This is a genomic window from Pseudolysinimonas kribbensis (assembly GCF_030161895.1).
Lineage (GTDB): Bacteria > Actinomycetota > Actinomycetes > Actinomycetales > Microbacteriaceae > Pseudolysinimonas > Pseudolysinimonas kribbensis.
This window is the reverse complement of sequence record NZ_BSVB01000001.1, coordinates 170,705-187,771: the sequence shown is the minus strand read 5'-3', so window position 1 is coordinate 187,771 and position 17,067 is coordinate 170,705. Positions and strand designations below refer to the sequence as shown.

Annotated in this window: 12 protein-coding genes and 2 pseudogenes; 9 read left to right on the top strand and 5 right to left on the bottom strand. The window is 71.4% G+C overall.

Annotation, left to right across the window (positions count from 1 at the left end; genetic code table 11):
- The first annotated feature begins 133 nt into the window (after positions 1-133).
- Positions 134-703 (top strand): MerR family transcriptional regulator, encoded by a 570-nt coding sequence (locus QQK35_RS01045; protein WP_284252199.1) that lies wholly within the window; start codon positions 134-136, stop codon positions 701-703.
- A 32-nt stretch (positions 704-735) separates the two neighbouring features.
- Here QQK35_RS01045 and QQK35_RS01040 read toward each other — a convergent pair.
- Positions 736-1,568 (bottom strand): annotated as a pseudogene (locus QQK35_RS01040) (ParA family protein).
- Positions 1,569-1,634: 66 nt separating this feature from the next.
- Between QQK35_RS01040 and QQK35_RS01035 the strand changes: the two are divergent.
- The 3 genes from QQK35_RS01035 to QQK35_RS01025 are packed head-to-tail and all read left to right on the top strand — an operon-like array spanning position 1,635 to position 6,968.
- Entirely contained in the window at positions 1,635-5,048 is a 3,414-nt protein-coding gene (locus QQK35_RS01035; RefSeq protein WP_284252197.1) for a pyruvate carboxylase, read from the top strand.
- Positions 5,049-5,079: 31 nt separating this feature from the next.
- The gene (locus QQK35_RS01030; RefSeq protein WP_284252193.1) at positions 5,080-6,453 is read left to right on the top strand and encodes a MinD/ParA family ATP-binding protein; all 1,374 of its coding nucleotides are present in this window, start codon (positions 5,080-5,082) and stop codon (positions 6,451-6,453) included.
- On the top strand, positions 6,450-6,968 hold the full coding sequence (locus QQK35_RS01025) for a peptide deformylase (RefSeq protein ID WP_284252192.1): 519 nt from the start codon (positions 6,450-6,452) through the stop codon (positions 6,966-6,968). Before QQK35_RS01030 ends, QQK35_RS01025 begins: the two co-directional genes overlap by 4 nt.
- A 12-nt stretch (positions 6,969-6,980) precedes the next feature.
- Here QQK35_RS01025 and QQK35_RS01020 read toward each other — a convergent pair whose 3' ends face one another.
- Positions 6,981-8,807 (bottom strand): AMP-dependent synthetase/ligase, encoded by a 1,827-nt coding sequence (locus QQK35_RS01020; protein WP_284252191.1) that lies wholly within the window; start codon positions 8,805-8,807, stop codon positions 6,981-6,983.
- A gap of 20 nt (positions 8,808-8,827) precedes the next feature.
- Here QQK35_RS01020 and QQK35_RS19505 point away from each other — a divergent pair, with 20 nt between their 5' ends.
- The 4 genes from QQK35_RS19505 (at position 8,828) to QQK35_RS01005 (ending at position 12,105) form a co-directional block, all read left to right on the top strand.
- Positions 8,828-9,181, top strand: coding sequence for an ROK family protein (locus tag QQK35_RS19505; RefSeq protein ID WP_348534859.1), 354 nt, complete (start codon positions 8,828-8,830; stop codon positions 9,179-9,181).
- Complete coding sequence (locus QQK35_RS01015; protein ID WP_348534987.1) at positions 9,064-9,825, top strand: ROK family protein; 762 nt, start codon at positions 9,064-9,066, stop codon at positions 9,823-9,825. Before QQK35_RS19505 ends, QQK35_RS01015 begins: the two co-directional genes overlap by 118 nt.
- A 144-nt stretch (positions 9,826-9,969) precedes the next feature.
- A complete protein-coding gene (locus QQK35_RS01010; protein WP_284252190.1) occupies positions 9,970-10,686 on the top strand; it encodes a lysophospholipid acyltransferase family protein in 717 nt (238 codons plus the stop codon).
- 45 nt (positions 10,687-10,731) lie between these two features.
- Complete coding sequence (locus QQK35_RS01005) at positions 10,732-12,105, top strand: class II 3-deoxy-7-phosphoheptulonate synthase (protein WP_425565079.1); 1,374 nt, start codon at positions 10,732-10,734, stop codon at positions 12,103-12,105.
- Here the strand turns inward: QQK35_RS01005 and pknB are convergent.
- Both pknB and QQK35_RS00990 read right to left on the bottom strand, forming a co-directional pair.
- Positions 12,102-14,044, bottom strand: a pseudogene (gene pknB / locus QQK35_RS20155) (Stk1 family PASTA domain-containing Ser/Thr kinase). The gene QQK35_RS01005 and the pseudogene pknB sit on opposite strands and share 4 nt — an antisense overlap.
- A 64-nt stretch (positions 14,045-14,108) precedes the next feature.
- Positions 14,109-15,368: a muramidase family protein gene (locus QQK35_RS00990; RefSeq protein WP_344203651.1), complete on the bottom strand. Its 1,260-nt coding sequence runs from the start codon at positions 15,366-15,368 to the stop codon at positions 14,109-14,111.
- A gap of 184 nt (positions 15,369-15,552) precedes the next feature.
- Between QQK35_RS00990 and QQK35_RS00985 the strand changes: the two genes are divergently transcribed.
- Positions 15,553-15,891 (top strand): Rv2175c family DNA-binding protein, encoded by a 339-nt coding sequence (locus QQK35_RS00985; protein ID WP_284252183.1) that lies wholly within the window; start codon positions 15,553-15,555, stop codon positions 15,889-15,891.
- 5 nt (positions 15,892-15,896) lie between these two features.
- Here the strand turns inward: QQK35_RS00985 and QQK35_RS00980 are convergent, their stop codons facing one another.
- Complete coding sequence (locus QQK35_RS00980; RefSeq protein ID WP_284252181.1) at positions 15,897-17,012, bottom strand: polyprenyl synthetase family protein; 1,116 nt, start codon at positions 17,010-17,012, stop codon at positions 15,897-15,899.
- Positions 17,013-17,067 lie beyond the last annotated feature (55 nt).

The following is a 17,067-nucleotide window of genomic DNA, read 5'->3' as shown; positions in this document are numbered from 1 at the left end:
GCATCGGCTCATTACACCCGACACGCCCGGCGCCTCATTGTCGGCGTTGATCCACGCGGGTAGCGTGTGAGAGCACAGCAGGTTCACCTTCAACTTCAAGCTGAGGGTTAACGACGGCTACCGAGGAGCGCGAATGAGCGACCTGACCCCCACGAGTCTGGGCCGCAGTGACGCGGCCCGCTACGGCGACGGCCTGCTCTTCACCGACGGTCTGCCGGAGCTGGACGACACGGCCGGGTATCGCGGCATCGTCGCCGCCCGTGCCGCCGGCATCAGCTACCGTCAGCTCGACTACTGGGCGCGCACGCAGCTCGTCGAGCCCACGATCCGGGGCGCGGCCGGCTCCGGCTCGCAGCGTCTGTACGGCTTCCGCGACATCCTCGTGCTGAAGCTCGTGAAGCGCCTGCTCGACACCGGCATCTCGCTGCAGCAGATCCGTGTCGCGATGGAGCAGCTCCGGGAGGCCGGCATCTACGATCTCGCCCAGACCACCCTCATGAGCGACGGCGCGAGCGTCTACCTCTGCACCTCGAACGACGAGGTCATCGATCTCGTCAGTCAGGGTCAGGGCGTGTTCGGCATCGCCGTGGGCAAGGTGCTGCGCGAGGTCGAGTCGAGCCTCGTCGACCTCGACACCACCTCGGTCTCGGACGCCGACGACGAGCTCGCCGCCCGCCGTGCGGCCAAGCGCGCCGCGAGCTGACCTCGCCGGACCGGCTCGGCTGACGCCGGCCCTCAGCCCGCGGTCGACGCGACCGGGGCCGCGGAAGACGTCGTGACCGGCGCGATCGTCGCCGTGCGCAGCACGCGATCCAGCAGCTGATCGAAGTTGCGCGCCATCTCCTGCGCGCTCTCGCCGGGCCAGACGTGCAGCGGCTTGGCGGCGCCCTGCGCCTGCTGCAGCGAGGTGCGCTCCGGCAGCTGCGGCGAGAGCACGAGCGGGCCGAACATGTCGCGCAGTTCCTTGATCCGGAACTGGTGCTCGAGCGACTGCACCCGCGCGCGGTTGACGATGATGCCCAGCGGCTGCAGGCGCGGGGACAGCCCGCGGCGGATCTCCTCGATCGCGCGCAGGGCGCGGTCGGCGGCGGCGACCGAGAACAGGCCCGGCTCCGTGACGACGCCGACCCGATCCGATGCCGCCCACGCGGTGCGGGTCAGGGCGTTGAGCGAGGGCGCGCAGTCGATCAGCACGAGGTCGTAGTCGCGCTCGACGTGGGCCAGCGCCTCCTCGAGCTTCCAGATGTCGCGGATCGACGGGTGCGGGCCGTCGAAGTTGATCGCCGAGGGCGACCCGATGAGCACATCGACCGCGCCGGGGCGACCCCGGGTCCAGCCCGAGGGCGCGATCGCGGCGCGCACGATCTTCTCCTTGGGGGAGGCGAGCACGTCCGCGACGTTGAGGTGGCCGGAGATCGCGATGTCCATGCCGGTCGACACGTCCGACTGCGGATCGAGGTCGACGACGAGGGTCGAGATGCCCTTCGCGAAGGCCGCGGAGGCGAGGCCGAGAGTGACCGTGGTCTTGCCCACGCCCCCTTGAGGGAGCTCACGCTCAGCACATGCACGAGCACCGAGCCTACCGTCACTACGCTGAGAGCATCCCCTCCCCACGCCCCGCCGAGAGGAACTGTGTGTTCACGAAGATCCTGGTCGCCAACCGTGGTGAGATCGCCATCCGAGCCTTCCGCGCGGCGTACGAGCTGGGGGCCAAGACCGTCGCCGTCTACCCCTTCGAGGACCGCAACTCCCTGCACCGTCTGAAGGCCGACGAGGCCTACCTCATCGGCGAGGAGGGGCACCCGGTGCGCGCCTATCTCGACGTGAGCGAGATCATCCGGGTCGCGAAGGAGTCCGGGGCCGACGCGATCTACCCCGGCTACGGATTCCTCTCCGAGAACCCGGACCTCGCCCAGGCCGCCGCGGACGCGGGCATCACCTTCATCGGCCCCGGCAGCCACGTGCTCGAGATGGCCGGCAACAAGGTGACGGCGAAGGAGCACGCGATCGCGGCCGGCGTGCCGGTGCTGCGGTCGACCCCGGCATCCCGCGACATCGACGAGCTGCTGGCCGGTGCCGACGGGATCGGGTTCCCCATCTTCGCGAAGGCGGTCGCGGGCGGCGGCGGTCGCGGGATGCGACGGGTCGAGACGAAGGACGAGCTGCGCCCCGCGCTCGAGGCCGCGATGCGCGAAGCCGACTCCGCGTTCGGCGACCCCACGATGTTCCTCGAGCAGGCGGTGATCCGCCCCCGGCACATCGAGGTGCAGATCCTCGCCGACGGCACGGGGGAGACCATCCACCTGTTCGAGCGCGACTGCTCGATCCAGCGGCGCAACCAGAAGGTCGTCGAGATCGCACCGGCGCCGAACCTCGACCAGTCAATCCGCGAGGCGCTCTACCGCGACGCGATCGCGTTCGCGAAGTCGATCGGGTACGTCAACGCCGGCACGGTCGAGTTCCTGCTCGACACCGAGGGCGAGCGGGCCGGTCAGCACGTGTTCATCGAGATGAACCCGCGCATCCAGGTCGAGCACACCGTGACCGAGGAGGTCACCGACGTCGACCTCGTGCAGTCGCAGATGCGCATCGCGTCGGGCGAGACGCTCGCCGAGCTCGGCCTGCACCAGGAGGACGTGCACCTGCACGGCACGGCGATCCAGACCCGGATCACCACCGAGGACCCCGCCGCGAACTTCCGGCCCGACACCGGCAAGATCACGACCTACCGCTCGCCGGGCGGGTCCGGCATCCGGCTCGACGGTGGCACGGTGGCGACAGGGGCGCGGATCAGCCCGCATTTCGACTCCATGCTCGCGAAGATGACGGCGCGCGGGCGGGACTACCCGACCGCGGTGCGACGCGCGCAGCGCGGCCTCGCCGAGTTCCGCATCCGGGGCGTCACCACCAACATCTCGTTCGTGCAGGCGGTGCTCGCCGATCCGGCGTTCCAGGCCGGCGACCTCTCGACGAAGTTCATCGAGGAGCGGCCGCAGCTGCTGCAGATCCGCGAATCGCGCGACCGCGGCACCAAGATCCTCAACTGGCTCGCCGACGTCACGGTCAACCAGCCGAACGGCGACGGGGCGGGCGCCTACGACCCGTCGATCAAGCTCCCCGTCGTCGATGTCGACGCGCCGGCGCCGGCCGGATCGCGGCAGCGGCTGCTCGAGCTGGGTCCTGCCGGGTTCGCGCAGGCGCTCCGCGCGCAGACCGCGCTGGCCGTCACCGAGACGACCTTCCGCGACGCGCACCAGTCGCTGCTCGCGACCCGCGTGCGCACCAAGGACCTCGTCGCCGTGATGCCGCACGTCGCGCGCCTGACGCCGCAGCTGCTCAGCGTCGAGGCGTGGGGCGGGGCGACGTACGACGTCGCGCTGCGCTTCCTCGGCGAGGACCCGTGGGAGCGGCTCGCCGCGATGCGCGAGGCGCTGCCGAACATCGCGATCCAGATGCTGCTGCGCGGCCGCAACACGGTCGGCTACACGCCGTACCCGACCGCGGTGACCGACGCGTTCGTCGCGGAGGCCGCGTCGACCGGGATCGACGTCTTCCGCATCTTCGACGCGCTCAACGACGTCGACCAGCTGCGCCCCGCGGTGGATGCCGTGCTCGCGACCGGCACCGCCGTCGCCGAGGTCGCGATGTGCTACACGGGTGACCTTCTCGACCCGCGCGAGGACCTCTACACGCTCGACTACTACCTGCGCCTCGCCGAGCGGATGGTCGAGGCGGGCGCGCATATCCTCGCGATCAAGGACATGGCGGGCCTGCTGCGCGCGGAGGCCGCCGAGCGACTGGTGACCGCGCTGCGCGAGCGGTTCGACCAGCCGGTGCACGTGCACACGCACGACACCGCGGGCGGTCAGCTCGCGACCCTGCTCGCGGCGAGCCGCGCGGGGGCGGACGCGGTGGACGCGGCCAGCGCGCCGATGGCGGGCACGACGAGCCAGCCGTCGCTCTCGGCGCTCGTCGCGGCGACCGCGCACACGGAGCGCGACACCGGCATCCGGCTCGACGCGGTCGACGCCCTCGAACCGTACTGGGAGGCGGTGCGCCGCACCTACCACCCGTTCGAGTCCGGCCTGCCCGGCCCCACCGGCCGGGTCTACCACCACGAGATCCCCGGTGGCCAGCTCTCGAACCTGCGGCAGCAGGCGATCGCGCTCGGCCTCGGCGAGCAGTTCGAGAAGGTCGAGGACGCGTACGCGGCTGCGAACCGGATCCTCGGCCGCCCGCCGAAGGTGACACCGTCGTCGAAGGTCGTGGGCGACCTCGCCCTCGCCCTCGTGGCGGTGGATGCCGATCCCGCCGACTTCGAGCAGAACCCGCAGAAGTACGACATCCCGGACTCGGTCATCGGCTTCATGGCCGGCGAGCTCGGCGATCTGCCGGGCGGGTGGCCGGAGCCGTTCCGCAGCAAGGTGCTCGAGGGGCGCCAGGTGCGGATCGGCGTCGAGGATCTCACGACCGAGGACGAGCAGGGCCTGGCCGGAGACGACCAGGGCGGCTCGGCGCCGTCGCGGCGCTCGACCCTGAACCGGCTGCTGTTCCCGGCGCCGACGCGCCAGTTCGAGCAGGTGCGGGAGCTGTTCGGCGACCTGTCGGTCGTGGACACGCGCGCCTACCTGTACGGCCTGCAGACCGGGGTCGAGACGGTCGTCGAGATCAGCAGGGGAGTCAGCCTGCTGCTGGCGCTCGAGGCGATCGGCGAGGCCGACGACCAGGGCATCCGCACCGTCATGACGACGATCAACGGCCAGCTGCGCCCGGTGCCGGTGCGCGACCGGTCGATCACGGTCGAGACCAAGTCCGCCGAGAAGGCGGACGCATCCCGGCCCGGCCAGGTGCCCGCGCCGTTCTCGGGCGTCGTCACGCTCAAGGTGGCGGAGGGCGACACCGTGCACGCCGGCCAGCCCGTTGCCACGATCGAGGCGATGAAGATGGAGGCCGCGATCACGACCCCCGTCGCCGGCACCGTGCGCCGGCTCGCGATCCCCGCAACGCAGCAGGTCGACGCCGGAGACCTCCTCCTCGTGATCGAGTGACGTCGGGCCGCGCTCGGTAGACTCGCCCGTTGTGACGATCGACCGAGGCTCCCGGCGCACGGGACGGCGGGCGGCCGGTGAACCGGCCGAGCACGCCGCGCTGCCCGAGCGGGGCGACCTCACGGCGATCGTGCCGGAGAGCCTCACCGTGAGCATCGCGCTGCCGGTGCCGGTGCACGAGGCGCCGGAGGACGAGCAGGCGGTCGCGCTCGACGAGATCGTCGTGAGCCCCGTCGTGCCCGGTGTCGTGAGTGCCGCGACCCGGTCGATCGACATCATGCCGGGCGAGATCGTCACGGCGGAGCTCGTCGAGGAACCCGAGGCGGCCGTGGAGGTCGTCGACCCGGCCGACGTCCCGCCGCTGCCCGACGCCGAGACCGCACAACTCAGCCGCCGCGAGCGCGTCCGGCTCGAGAACGCCGCCGCGCGGGCCGCCGCGACCCCGAGCGGCCCGAGCATCGCGGAGGAGCTGGCCCGCGAGCCGCGCTCCGCCCCCGGGCGGCACCGCGCTCCCGAGGGGTTCTGGCAGCGCGGCGTCTACGAGGGCACGTTCCATCTCGTGAACCCCGGCGACTCCGCACGAGCCCGTGAGCGCAAGGCGATGGACGCCCGCATCACCCGCCCGCTCGACGGCGGCACGCGATTCGTCCCGGTGCTCACCCGCAAGGGCGGCGTCGGCAAGACCACGATCACCACCCTGCTCGGGATGGCGCTCGCCGACCTGCGCTCGGACCGCATCGTGGCGATCGACGCGAACCCCGATCGCGGCACGCTGGCCGAACGCGTGAACCGGGAGACCCGCTCGACCGTGCGCGACGTCGTCATTCACGCGCCCGAGATCGTCAGCGAGGCCGATCTGCAGCGCCACCTCTCGCGCGACGTCACCGGCCTCGACGTGCTCGCCTCCGACACCGACCCGCTCATCTCGGAGGCGTTCGGCGAGAACGACTACAACGTCATCGCCGATGTGCTCTCACGGTGGACCGGCATCGTGCTCACCGACTGCGGCACCGGGATCGTGCACTCGGTCATGCGGGCGACCCTCCAGCGCGCCGACGAGGTCGTCATCGTCTCGGGCGGCAGCGTCGACGAGGCCCGTCTCGCCTCCGAGACGCTGACCTGGCTGGAAGCCAACGGCTATGCGCACCTCGTGCGCAACGCGGTCGTCGCGCTCAACACGGCGACGCAGGGCACGGAGCTCGTCAAGCTCACCGAGATCGAGGCGCACTTCCGCTCGCGCGTGCGTCAGGTCGTCCGGATCCCGTACGACCGCGAGCTCGCGGCGGGATCGGTCGTGCGCTACGCGGCGTTGAAGCCGTTCACCCGCCAGTCGGCGCGCGACCTCGCGGCGTATGTGATGGACGGGCTGCCGACCGAGCGCGGCGCTCAGGTGGTCGTCCCGTGACCGAGCGCCAGATCCGGCTGTTCGGCGACCCCGTGCTGCGTTCCGTGTCGGACCCGGTCGTGATCCGCCCCGGGGACTCCCGCCTCGCGGCCCTCGGCGAGGACCTCGTCGACACCGTGCTGCTGCCGGGCCGCGCGGGCGTCGCCGGCTGCCAGATCGGCGTCGGCCTGCGGGCCTTCAGCTGGAACGTCGACGGCGATGTCGGGTACGTGTTCAACCCGCAGCTCGAGGCGTGGGGCGAGCCGGAGCTGGTCGACGAGGGCTGTCTCTCGGTCCCCGGTTTCTACTTCCCGCGCCAGCGGCATCCGCACGCACGGGTCACCGGGATCGACGCCGCGGGCCGCACGGTCGTGGTCGAAGGCGACGGTCTGCTCGCCCAGGCGCTGCAGCACGAGAGCGACCACCTCGACGGGCACCTCTACATCGAGGGTCTCGAACCCGAGGCCAGGCGCGAGGCGATGCGCGCGATCCGCCAGGCGGACTGGTTCCGCGCCGGTGTCACCAGCGCCAGCTAGGACGCCGCCCGGTCAGCCGGCCGGGATCGACGCCGTCTCGGTCGCCGGCCGCGACTCGTACATGCCCTCGATGATGTCGGCGAAGTCCGCGAGGATCGGCCCCCGCTTGATCGAGAGCTTCGGGGTCAGGTGGCCGGAGTCCTCTGTGAACTCGGTCGGCAGGATCACGAACTTGCGGATCGACTCCGCGCGCGACACATGCGCGTTGGCGAGATCGACCGCCCTCTGCACCTCGGCGATGACCTTGGGATTGCGCGCCGCCTCGTCGAGCGACATCGTCGCGTCCTCGCGGCTGTTGTTGAGCCAGACCGGCAGCATGTCGGGATCAAGCGTCACGAGGGCCGAGATGAACGGCTTCTGATCGCCCACCACGACCACCTGCCCGACGAGCGGATTCGCGCGGATCGGATCCTCGAGCGCGGCGGGCGAGACGTTCTTGCCGCCCGCCGTCACGATGATCTCCTTCTTGCGACCGGTGATCGTCAGATATCCGTCGTCGTCGAGGCTGCCGATGTCGCCGGTCTTGAACCACTCGCCCTCGAACGTGTCCGCCGTGGCGGCCTCGTTCTTCCAGTACCCCGCGAAGACGTCGATGCCCTTCACCAAAATCTCGCCGTCGTCGGCGATCTTGAGCCCGACGCCCGGAAGGGCGGGTCCGACGGTGCCGATCTTGAACTTGGAGACGAGGTTCACCGTCGCGGGCGCGGTGGTCTCGGTGAGGCCGTAGCCCTCGAGGATGCGCACGTCGAGACTCCGGAAGAAGTGGCCGAGCCGCAGGCCGAGCGGCGCCGAACCCGAGATCGCGTACTTCACCCGGCCGCCGAGCGCGGCCTTGAGCTTGCCGTAGACGAGCCGTTCGTAGAGCGCGAAGCGCAGCCGCAGGCCGAGCCCGACCTTGCCGGCATCCAGCGCCTGCGAGTGCGCGATCGCGGTCCTCGCCGCGGCTCGGAAGATCTTGCCGTGACCCTCGCCCTCGGCCTTCTGCTCGGCCGAGTTGAAGACCTTCTCGAACACCCGCGGCACCGCGAGCAGGAACGTCGGCTGGAAGCTGCCGAGCGCGGGCAGGAGTTGCGTCGTGTCGGCCTGGTGCCCGACCCGCACCCCGGCGTGCACGCCGAGGATCGAGATGAAGCGGGCGAACACGTGCGCCATCGTGATGAACAGCAGGCTCGACGCGCCGGGCTCGACGACCTCCTTCATCGCCACCGCCGCGTTGCGGCTGAGCTCGACGAAGTTCGAGTGGGTGATGACGCAGCCCTTGGGCGTGCCGGTCGACCCGGACGTGTAGATGATGGTGGCCACGTCGGCGCCCTTGGCGATCGTCCGGCGTCGTTCGAGCTCCTCGTCGGCGATGCCGCCGCCGGACGCGGCGAGCTCGTCCAGGTCGCCGAGGTGCAGCTGCCACACCTTCGTGACCGCGGGCAGCTCGGGACGCACCTCGTCGAAGCGCGTGAAGTGGTCGGCCGTCTCCACGATCATCGCGGTGGCGCCCGAGTCCTGGAGGTTGAACCGCACCTGGCGGGGTGCGGAGGTCTCGTACACGGGCACGATGATGGCGCCGGCGAACGCGACGGCGAAGTCGATGAGCGACCACTCGTAGCGCGTGGAGCACATCAGGCCGATCTTCTCGCCGGGCTCGATCCCGGCGGCGACCAGGCCCTTGGCGAGGGCGACGACCTGGCGGTGGAACTCGGCGGCCGTCACATCGCGCCAGCCGTCCTCGGTGGGCAGGGCGAAGATGGCCCGCTCCGGGGTCTGCCTCACCCGCTCCAGGAGCAGGTCCGTGATGTTGGCGTTCGGGTCGGGCTGCACGACGGCAGGGGTGACGTATTCGTTCACGGCATCTCCTTCGGTGACGTGTGACGTCCGTGCTCCAGCCTAACCGCGCCGCCCTAGACTCGATCGTCGTGCAGGCGATCGGGATCGACATCGGCGGCACCAAGATCGCGGGCGCGCTGGTCGACGACGACGGGCGCGTGCTGCGGTCCGAGCGTCGCCCGACGCCCGCCGCCGACCCCGATGCGATCGTGGCCCACGCGGTCGAGATCGTGCGATCGCTGGCGGGGAGGGCGGCATCCCGCCGGTGGGTGTCGTGGTGCCGGGGTTCCTCGACGCTCAGCGCGAGCGGGTCTATTACGCCCCCAACATCAGCTTCCGCGACGTGCCGCTGCGCGCGCTGCTGGCCGAGGGCCTGCCCGGCGCGTCGATCGTGATCGACAACGACGCCAACGCGGCCGGATGGGCGGAGTTCCGCTTCGGCGTCGGCCGCGGCGTGAGCGACATGGTGCTCCTCACGATCGGCACCGGGGTCGGCGGTGCGATCGTCGCGGACGGGCGGCTGCTCCGCGGCGGTTTCGGCGTCGCCGGCGAGATCGGCCACGCCAGCCTGGTGCCCGACGGGCTCGCGTGCGGGTGCGGACAGCACGGCTGCATCGAGCAGTACGGCTCGGGACGGGCGCTGTTGCGCTTCGCCGGCGAGATCGCGGATGCCGGCGGCGTCGGACTGCAGCTCGCGGCCGCGCGCCGGGCCGACGGCGCGCTCGATGCCACCAACGTCGGGCGCCTCATCGCCGAGGGCGACCCGGGCGCCCTCGCCGCCCTCGGGCAGCTCGGCGGCTGGCTCGGTCGGGCGTGCGCGTCTCTCGGTGCCGTGCTCGACCCGCGGGTGTTCGCCTTCGGCGGTGGTGTCGCGGCGGCCGGCGAGCTGCTGCTCGAGCCGATCCGCGAGGCGTTCCACGCGCACGTCCCCGCCCGAGGGTTCCATCCGGAGCCGGATTTCCGCATCGCCGAGCTCGTCAACGACGCGGGCGTCGTCGGCGCGGCGGACCTCGCCCGCGCGCGCTTCGCCGTGGGCTGACCCAGTGGAGGCGGCGGCGTGGACGGCGCCGGAGCGGGGGCGCCGCAGGAGCGGCGGCGCCGTGGGCTGACCCAGCGGAGGCGGCGGCGTGGACGGCGCCGGAGCGGGGGCGCCGCAGGAGCGGCGGCGCCCTAGGCTGACGGAGTGCGACGCTCGCGGCCGTGGTTGTACTGGATCCTGAAGGTCGTCGTCGCGCCGTTCCTCACGTCGGTGTTCCGCCCGTGGACGCGGGGTTTCGAGAACGTACCCGAGTCGGGGCCGGTCATCTTCGCGAGCAACCACCTGTCGTTCGTCGACTCCGTCTTCCTGCCGGTCGTGCTGGACCGCCACGTGACGTTCCTGGCCAAGAGCGACTACTTCACCAAGCCGGGTCCCTTCGGCTGGCTGCAGAAGGAGCTGTTCTTCGGTCTCGGGCAGGTGCCGATCGACCGGTCGGGCGGCAAGGCGTCGGAGGCCTCGCTCAACTCGGGGCTCGGCGTCCTGGCCGAGGGCCGTCAACTCGGCATCTACCCGGAGGGCACCCGCAGCCCGGACGGGCGGCTGTATCGCGGGCGCACCGGGGTCGCGCGCATCGTGCTCGAATCCGGCGCCCGGGTGATCCCGGTCGCGATGGTCGACACCCAGAAGATCCAACCGCTCGGCACCCGCATCCCGAAGGTGCGCCGCGTCGGCGTGGTGTTCGGCGAGCCGCTGGACTTCAGCCGGTTCTCGGGTCTGGAGGGCGACCGGTTCGTGCTGCGCTCGATCACCGACGAGATCATGTACGAGATCTCGCGCCTGAGCGGCCAGGAGTACGTCGACGTCTATGCGTCGTCGGTGCGCGCACGGCCGGGGGCTCAGAGCGTCGGCGCCACGCCCTGATGCCCGATACGCTGGAAAGTCCCTTCCAGCACAAGGACTCCTCCCGTGGCAGACCCGACCGAGACCGTCGTCCCCGCAGATCCGAGCGTGATCGCCGGGCTCGACTATTGGCGCGATCTGCCCATCAAGCAGCAGCCGGCGTGGCCGGATCTGGCGGAGGCCGCCGCGGCATCCGCTGAGATCGCCAGCTACCCGCCCCTGGTCTTCGCGGGTGAGGTCGACATGCTGCGCGAGCGCTTGGCGCGTGCCGCGCGCGGCGAGTCGTTCCTGCTGCAGGGCGGCGACTGCGCCGAGACGTTCGCCGGCGCGACCGCGGATCGCATCCGCGCGCGCGTGCGCACGCTGCTGCAGATGGCGGTGGTCCTCACCTACGGCGCTTCGATGCCCGTCGTCAAGATGGGCCGGATGGCGGGGCAGTTCGCGAAGCCGCGCTCCAACGACGACGAGACCCGCGGCGCCGTGACGCTGCCGGCGTACCGGGGCGACATCGTCAACGGCTACGACTTCACGCCGGAATCGCGTCGCGCCGATCCCCGCCGACTGGTGCAGGGGTACCACACGGCCGCATCCACGCTGAATCTCATCCGGGCGTTCACGCAGGGCGGATTCGCCGACCTGCGCGAGGTGCACAGCTGGAATCGCGGCTTCGCGTCGAACCCGGCGAACCACCGCTACGAGGGTCTGGCCAACGAGATCGACCGCGCCATCAAGTTCATGGAGGCGGCCGGGGCCGACTTCGACGAGCTCAAGCGCGTCGAGTTCTACACCAGCCACGAGGGCCTGCTCATGGACTACGAGCGGCCGATGACGCGCATCGACTCGCGCAACGGCACGCCCGTCAACACGAGCGCGCACTTCCTCTGGATCGGGGAGCGCACCCGCGACCTCGATGGGGCGCACGTCGACTACTTCAGCCGCATCCGCAACCCGATCGGCGTCAAGCTCGGTCCGAGCACGACCCCGGATGTCATGGAGCGGCTCATCGACAAGCTCGACCCCGAGCGCGAGCCGGGTCGGCTCACCTTCATCACGCGGATGGGTGCGGACAAGGTGCGCGACGCCCTTCCGCCCCTGCTGGAGGCGATCACCCGGATGGACGCGCAGCCGCTGTGGGTCAGCGACCCCATGCACGGCAACGGTTTCACGACCCCGACCGGCTACAAGACCCGCCGCTTCGACGACATCGTCGACGAGGTGAAGGGTTTCTTCGAGGCGCACCGGGCCGCGGGGACGCACCCGGGCGGCATCCACATCGAGCTCACCGGCGACGACGTCACCGAGTGCCTCGGCGGGTCGGAGCACATCGACGAGGCGATCCTCGCGACGAAGTACGAGTCGCTGTGCGACCCACGGCTCAACCACTACCAGTCGCTGGAGCTCGCGTTCCTCGTGGCCGAGGAGCTCAGCGCCGCCCGCTAGCCGCCAGCCTTCAAGTTGACCTTGATGGTGGAGCCCCACAGCGCGGTGCTCCCACCGGCTGGACTTGTCTTCGTGACCACGAACACGGTGGGGAACGCGTCCGAGGGAGCCTTCGGTGTGTAGTCGAGCTGGAACCCGGCGTCGAGCAGCTGCTGCTTGGCCGTCGCCCAGGTCTTGCCGACGACATCCGGCACGGTGACCGCCTCCGGGCCCTTCGAGATCGTGAGCGTCACGGTGCCGCCGGGACTGATCGGTCCGCTGGTGGCGATCGCGATGACGCTGCCCTGCGGCACGGTGTGGCTGTTCTGCTGCTGACCCTGCTCGGCCGTCACCCCGACGGCGTCGAGCGCGCGGGCCGCAGCGTCGTACGGCTGTCCCACGACGTCGGGCAGCTTGCCGGCCGACACGATGAGCGACACCGGCAGACCCTCGCCGTAGCTGGCCTGTCCGAGCAGGGTCTTGCCGTCCGCGCCGAGGGCGTCGATGACGGTGTCCTTCGCGATCGAGTCGCTGAACTGCTTCTTGGGCGTTCCGGCGAGCGTCCAGTTCTTCTTGATGAGGGCGCGCGCCTCGGCCACGGGTGTGCCGGCCTTGATCGTGAAGTCGATGAGCTTCGGGCCCTGCGAGATCAGCAGCCGCACGGTCGAGCCCTTGACCACGGCCGCGCCGAGACCCGGCTTGGTGTCGGCGACCCGGCCCGCCGGGATGGTCGTCGAGTTCACCTGACCCTGCTGCGTGTCGACCACGAGGCCCAACTGCGTGAGCTGAGCCGTCGCCGCCTCGGGTGTGGTGCCCGCGAGCGAGCTCGGGATGGTGACGTGGGCGCCCGGTCCGAGCAGGAACCACCATCCGGCGCCGCCGCCGGCGAGCACCAGGAGCAGGACGACCACGACCGCGATCCAGCGTCGGCTGCGCCGCGGTCCCGGGGCGTTCCCGCGGGCCGGAGGCGGGGATGCCGCCATCCGCCCGTGCGGCGCGATCACCTGCGTCTCGGAGTCGGCCATCGCGCGCGGGGCGACCACCGTCGTGGGGGCGGTCACGGCGGGCGTCGGCAGCACCATGGTGCGCTGCGCGAGCGTCGGGGTCGGCCCCGTGCCGTCGATCTCGGCGGCGACCTCCTTGAGCTGCTCGAGCATCTCGCGGGCGTCGCGCGGACGTCGGTCGGGGTCGCGCTCGGTCGCCCACAGCACGAGCTCGTCGAGCGGCCGCGGCACCTTGGGGTTGCGGCTCGAGGGCGCCGGCACCGACTCGTTCGCGTGCTGGTAGGCGATCTGCATCGGCTGCTCGCCCGTGAAGGGCTGCTCGCCGGTGAGCATCTCGTACATCATGATCCCGACGGCGTAGATGTCGCTGCGGGTGTCGGCGACGCCGCGGGTGACGAGCTCGGGGAGAGGTAGGCGATCGTGCCGAGCAGCGCAGCGCCCGTCGCCGTGTTCGCGGACGCGGCGCGCGCGAGACCGAAGTCGCCGATCTTGATGCGTCCGTCATCCGCCAGCAGCACGTTCTCCGGCTTGAGATCGCGGTGCACGATCCCCGCCTTGTGCGCGGCGGCGAGACCCGAGAGCACGGCCTCGGCGATGTCGATGGTCTGCTGCGGCGTGAGCGAGCCGTACTCGCGCAGCAGATCGCGCAGCGTGATCCCCGGCAGGTACTCCATGACGAGGTAGGCGCTCTCGTCGTCCTGGCCCTGGTCGAAGACGTTGACGACGTTCGGATGCGCCAGCCGGGCGGCCGACCGGGCCTCCTGGATGAATCGCTGCGTGAACTGGCTGTCGTCGGCCAGGTGCCCGTGCATGACCTTGACGGCGACGCGGCGCTCGAGGCGCAGGTCGGTCGCGAGGTAGACGGTCGCCATGCCCCCGCGTGCGATGCGTGAGCGCACCTGGTATCTGCCGTCGATGAGCCGGCCGATGACCGGGTCCGACGTGTTGACGCTCACGTCAGAAGTGTAGGGAAGGGCCCCTGAATGGAAGGTCGCAACACCCGGTCGCAGCGCGATTGCGCTATCCCAGAGCGGCCAGCCAGGACCGCGCGCTCGACTCCCACTTGGCGTACGCGTCGGGGTAGGCCGAGATCTGCACCTTCTGCGCCGCCTGAGTGAGCGTCAGGAACTGCCATCCGGGGATGTCGAGGAGGCCGCGCGTTCGTCCCGCGTTCGGATTGCCGGGGCCGCCGTAGAACAGCCGCGCGGCGTAGGTCACGTCCATGAGCTGTGCGCGGGTGCCCCAGCCCGTGCTCGGTCGCTGCTGGAACACGCCGACCGAGTCGCGATCACCGTAGGAGAGGTTGCGCAGCCCCGACTCCTGCATCGCGGTGGCGAGCGCGATGACGATGCCCTGCTGCGGCACGCCGAGCCGGCGACCGACCTGGATCACGATGCGTGCGTTCGCGGCCATCTCGTCGCTGAGGGCCGTCGTGGCCCCGCTGCCCGCGACCGCCCCGCCGGGGATGACGAGCGTGCGCCCGGCGTGGATGACGCTCGACGCGGTCAGACCGTTGGCCTGCAGCACGGCGGCGGTGCTCACCCCGAACCGCTGGGCGATGCTCCAGACGGAATCGCCGCTGCGCACCGTGTACCGCGTGCCGGCCGGCGTGACAGCCGCGACGGGGGTGACCGGCACGACGGGCGTCACCGAGGCGACCGTCTCGATGTGCGCCGCCGGGGCCGCCGACTCCGGGATCCGCAGCTTCTGGCCCGGGTAGATGATGCTCGTGCGGACCAGGCCGTTGGCGTCGAGGATGCTCTGGACGCTCGCACCGAACCGTCCCGCGATGCCCGAGACGGTGTCGCCGCGCACGATCGTGTAGGTGGTCGCGGCCGAGACGGGGGCGGCGGGCACCGCAGCGACGGGCGCCGTCCCGCCGAGGTGGAGGACCTGTCCGGGGAAGATGAGCGAGGACCACCCGAGCCCGTTGCGGGCCAGCACGTCGGCCGTCCGCAGTCCGAATCGCTCGGCGATGCCGGAGACCGTGTCGCCACGCGTCACCGTGTAGCTCGAGGGGGCCACCGCGGCGGGCGCGATCACCGGGGCGGCGGCGGGCGCCGGGGGCTTCTGCACCTCGGAACGCACGAATGCGCGCGGGCGCTCGGCGGGCTTGCGAGGTGCCGCGTCGGCTGCCGGGACGGCGCCGGTGAGATTCATCGTGACCGTCATGGCGCCCGCGAGGACGACGGGCAGGCTGAGGTTCACGCCGTGCCGGATGCGGCGGACCGCCTCGGCGCGCTCGGCGTCGCGAACGGAGCGCGATCGGTTCGCGTCCATGACACCCGCCTTCCTGGCCCCATCCCCCGGGGCCGTGACGACCGCGGTGGCCGCGGACATGCCTCCGCACACGCTGTCACAGTTGGCAACGGGAGTCAATCAGTGTGGCTGATGTGGCCTGCGTTCACAAACACGTAACAAACCAGGGCCGAGCGCGCACCGCCGCGGACGGGCAGGCTGGAGGGTGGAATCCCGCACGACCGAGTGGCTGACCGTCCCCGACCTGGTGGAGCGCCTGGGCATCCCCCAGGGCAGGGTCCGCCGACTGCTGGAGGACCGGGTCCTGCTCGGCGCGCGCGTCGACGGGGTGCTGCGGGTGCCGGCCGACTTCATCGCCGAGGGGGAGCCGCTGCACGAGCTGCGCGGCACCGTGCTGGTGCTCGCCGATGCCGGGTTCAGCGACGACGAGGCCATGCACTGGCTGCTGAGCGAGGAGGACAGCCTCGGCACGACGCCCATCGCGGCTCTCCGCGCGGGTCGCAAGGCCGAAGTGCGCCGGGTGGCCCAGGCTCTGGGGTTCTGAACCGATCAGGACGAGCGGGCTGTCACGACCGACGCCAGTTCCGCGAGCTGGTCGCGCGCCGACCGGGTGAGAGGTGCGTCGGCGAGTGCGGCGAGCGCCGTGCCGACCTCGCGCTCGATGATCCGCTCGACGTCGTGCACGGCGCCGCTCTCGCGCACCGCCGTCTGGAGCATCGCGATCTGGGCCGCGTCGAGGTCCGGATCGCCGAGCAGCTCGTCGAAGAGACGCCGCACCGAGCCGGGGAGGCGCCGACGGGCGAGGGTGACGAGCACGGTGCGCTTGCCCTCGCGAAGATCGTCGCCGGCGGGCTTGCCCGTCAGCTCCGGATCGCCGAACACGCCGAGCAGGTCGTCGCGCAGTTGGAAGGCGATGCCGAGGGGCAGGCCGAAGGCCCGCAACGCCGCGAGTTGCGGGAGTGCGGCGCCGGCGAGCGCGGCGCCGATCGCGAGCGGCGCCTCGACGCTGTACTTCGCCGACTTGTAGACCACGACGCGCTGGGCGCGGGACAGGAGTTCGGTCTCGTCGCGCAGGCGCCAGGAGTCCTCCTCGAGCATGTCGAGGTACTGCCCGACCGTCACCTCGGTGCGCATCCGCTCGAACTCGGCGCGGGCCGCCCACGCCGCCGAGGCGTCCGCGGTGGCACGCACGCCCGCATCGAAGAGCTGATCGCTCCATCCCATGAGCAGATCGCCCAGCAGCAGCCCGGCCGCCTGGCCGTACCGCTCGGCCGAGCCGCCCCACCCGGCCTGCCGGTGCTGCGTCTCGAACTGCCGGTGGGCGCTGGGACGGCCGCGACGCAGGTCGGAGTTGTCCATGATGTCGTCATGCACGAGAGCCGCCGCGTGGAAGACCTCGAGGGCGGCGGCGACATCGATGACAGCTGCGGGATCCGGTGCCTCGGCGTCGAGCAGCTCGTCGGCCGGGGCGCGCCCCGCGACCGACTGCCATCCCCAGTAGCAGAAGAGCGCGCGGAAGCGCTTGCCGCCGGCCAGGAACGACCGCGCGACGGCATGCAGTTCGCCCAGTTCCGGCGCGATCTCCGCCAGCGCGGCGCCCTCGCGGTCGAGCAGTCCGTCGATGGCCGACTGCACGAGGTCGACTAACCGGGGACTCCCAGGCACCCACCTAGCCTAGCCAGGCGACCGCGCTTAGAATGGTGAGTCATCACCCAGTCGG